This window comes from Candidatus Aquicultor sp. (assembly GCF_054640775.1).
The window spans coordinates 1-3,183 of sequence record NZ_JBTSLF010000254.1 but is presented as its reverse complement, the minus strand read 5'-3'; the positions used below and the strand labels follow the sequence as shown (position 1 = coordinate 3,183).

Below are 3,183 nucleotides of genomic sequence, written 5' to 3'. Positions count from 1 at the left end.
ATGAATCTGCGCGACCGGGGATTGAACCAGGTGCAATATCAAATCCAAATCATGGATCATTAAATCCAGAACCACATCCACATCGATGCCCCTGGCTTTGAAAGGGCTCAATCGATGGCTTTCAAAGAACAGGGGGTTTTTTATATAAGGTTTTACTTTCAGGTAGACCGGGTTGAACCGTTCCAGATGTCCCACCTGCAGCAAACAGCCCCTGGTCCCGGCCAAAGCAATCAATTCTTCCGCTTCGGATATGGACCTGCTGATAGGTTTTTCTATCAGAACATCAATCTTCTGATCTAAAAAATCCATGGCCACAGAAGCGTGTTGCGTGGTCGGCACCACAATACTGACCGCATCAACGTGGGAAATCAATCGGTGATAATCTTCATATCCGGGAATGTCGTATTGACGGGATAAGGCCTCCCGCCTTTCCGGAGAAATGTCGGCAATCCCCACCAATTCGACACCCGCCATCCGGGCATACTTCTCCACATGGTATTTTCCCAGGTGTCCGACTCCGACAACGCCGATTTTAATTTTTTCCATTTTGTTCTTTTCTAATTTTGGTCAGGCACAATTCCTAACCTATTGAAGCTAAGAAACACGAAAATCGGTTTCGATGAACAACGAACGCTCAACGACGAAGGTTTTTTCTAATGCCCTACTTCGAAACAATAACCATCCGATACTTATTGGCCAGACGAACGGTGGCCTCCCGGTCAAAGATAATCGTCTTATGGGCCTCGATGGCCAGGACCCCGGCTTTTACCTCTTTCATAGTTTGGATAGTCTGCTCTCCAACGGCCGGGAGATCAAAACGAAGATCTTGAAAGGGTTTACTAACCTTGATGACCACCGCTTTCTTGCGGGCCAGCTTTCCTCCCCGCCGAATGGTCTCATCAGTCCCTTCAATGGCTTCCAGGGCCAATACGGCCCCATCCCGGACAACCAGGCACTGCCCGATATCCAACTTTCCCAGTTCCTTGGCCAGAGGCCATCCGAATTCGATGTCCCGTTCTTCCTCGGCTGTAGGCCGGCGTTTAGTCAAAACTCCCGGAGGGGCTAACAGAGAAGGGAGAAAAGCCGTTGAGGGAAAAACTTGAAATCCTTCTTTCTCCAATTGGTCGGCAACCATTCTCAAAATAAAGTCATCTTTTCTATTCCCCATTTTGTCCAGGAGTGAAAGTCCTTCCATATCCGGCCGGGTTTTGGAAAACATCTTTTTTTTATCGACCCCACCGGCCATCAGGACTTCTTTTACCCCTTGCTTTTTAAAAAACCGGACCAGTTTCCCAAACTCTCCCAGTCGGATCCAACAAATATTTTCCACCAGGGACCGCAGTTCACCCCGGGTTTCCCCTAAATGGGCGGCGGCCACCATTTTTTTCCCTTCCTGTCGCACGGCCTTGGCAATCAAAAGAGGGAAATCCCCGTTGCCGGCAATCAAACCGATAGGAGAAGAACCCATCATCATCGAGTTATGCCTTGCTGGGAATTTCGTATAAAGTCTAAAAATCGTCTAACCTCCGGAATAGAAGGGACTTCCTTTTCAACCCGATTCAAGGCCTCCTGAACGGTCAGGTGAGAACGAATAACAATTTGATATGTTTTTTTCAAGGCGGTGATGACCTCATCGGAAAAGTCGTGACGTTTTAATCCGATGGTGTTCAGCCCCAACAATTTGGCCTTATCCCCATCGGCGAAGACATAAGGGAGGATATCTTTTCTTACCCCTGACTTCGCTCCTACCATGGCATAAGCCCCCACCCGAACGAATTGCTGGACAGCCACCAGGGCATTAAGACGGGAATAATCTTCGAGGACCACATGACCGGCCAACATGGACAAATTGACCATAATTATTCCATTACCCAGTTGACAATCATGCCCCACATGGCAATAGGCCATTATCAGGTTCTGATTGCCTATGGTGGTTGAACCCCCTCCTCCTGAAGTTCCTCGGTTGATAGTGACATATTCGCGAATGTCGTTTCCATCGCCAATAACGACCTGGGTTTTTTCCCCCTTGAATTTTATGTCTTGCGGAGGAGTTCCAATGGACGCAAAAGGTGAAATCCGGCAGTTCTTTCCGATCCGGGTATAGCGGTCGATATAGACATGGGCGCCGATTTGTGTCCCGGAATCAATAAAAGCTTCACCTTCAATGATTGCATAGGGTCCGATAATGACATTTTCTCCCAACTCGGTCTGAGGACCAATTATCGCTGTTGGATGGATGTTATGTGTGGACATTAAGTCTCCTCCCCGGCCGGCGTCTCTTTTTCGTCGGAAATGCTGGCCGTAATCTCCGCCTCGGCCACCAGGTTTTCCCGGACAAAGGCCTTGCCCTGCATCTTCCAGACTTTTTCCCCCCGGCGCAGAGCTATCAATTCTAAGATCAGTTGATCTCCCGGAACCACCGGCTTCCTGAATTTGACCTTATTGATGGCCAGAAGATAAATCAGACTTTTCCCTAAGAGTCGGTGATTGGACTTGAAGGCCAGAATCCCCCCCGTCTGAGCCAGGGCTTCAACGATCAAAACCCCGGGCATGATTGGTTTTCCCGGAAAATGGCCCTGGAAAAAAGGTTCGTTGACCGTTACATTTTTCAATCCGACCACTTTTTCATTCGCCGTAAATTCCAATATACGGTCCAACAATAAGAAGGGATATCGATGGGGCAGAATCTTTTGGATTTCCTCATTACTTATTTCCATGGTCTTCCTTCTCCTTTATTAATTCGGCTTCCAAGAGACGAACCCGGTCCTCCAAGGCCCGTAATTGCTTGGCCATCTCAGGCAATCGCGGTATGAGAAGTCGGGTCCGTAAAAACGTTTGATGGGGCATGGTCGTTATTCCAGAAACCACTTCACCGGCCGGAATGGATTTAGCCACACCAGATTTCGGCCCCACCGTAACCCCATCCCCAATAGTAATATGCCCGACCACCCCGACCTGACCGGCCAGAATGACCCCTTTTCCCAAGGTGGTACTTCCGGATATGCCGACCTGGGCGATCAGAAGGGAATGTTCCCCGACTACCACGTTGTGGGCCACATGGACCAGATTGTCCGTTTTGACTCCGGTCTTGATCCAGGTTTTGCCGAATGTCGCCCGATCAATGGTGTTGTTGGCCCCGATTTCACAGTCATCATCGATCTGAACGATCCCTGTTTGAGGAAT

At 49.1% G+C, this 3,183-nt stretch carries 4 protein-coding genes and 1 pseudogene; all 5 read right to left on the bottom strand.

Annotated features, from left to right (window positions below; all coding sequences use genetic code 11):
• The coding region (locus ACYC56_RS13710; protein WP_461374735.1) for a Gfo/Idh/MocA family oxidoreductase at positions 1-546 on the bottom strand (546 nt) is incomplete at its 3' end.
• A gap of 115 nt (positions 547-661) precedes the next feature.
• Positions 662-1,474, bottom strand: a complete 813-nt coding sequence (locus tag ACYC56_RS13705; protein WP_461374734.1) for an LpxI family protein — start codon at positions 1,472-1,474, stop codon at positions 662-664.
• A complete protein-coding gene (lpxA, locus tag ACYC56_RS13700; RefSeq protein WP_461374733.1) occupies positions 1,471-2,253 on the bottom strand; it encodes an acyl-ACP--UDP-N-acetylglucosamine O-acyltransferase in 783 nt (260 codons plus the stop codon). Before lpxA ends, ACYC56_RS13705 begins: the two co-directional genes overlap by 4 nt.
• Entirely contained in the window at positions 2,253-2,717 is a 465-nt protein-coding gene (gene fabZ, locus ACYC56_RS13695; protein ID WP_461374732.1) for a 3-hydroxyacyl-ACP dehydratase FabZ, read from the bottom strand. The genes lpxA and fabZ overlap by 1 nt, the downstream gene beginning before the upstream one ends.
• Positions 2,704-3,183: pseudogene (locus ACYC56_RS13690) on the bottom strand (UDP-3-O-(3-hydroxymyristoyl)glucosamine N-acyltransferase); the annotation flags it as partial. The gene fabZ and the pseudogene ACYC56_RS13690, both read right to left, overlap by 14 nt.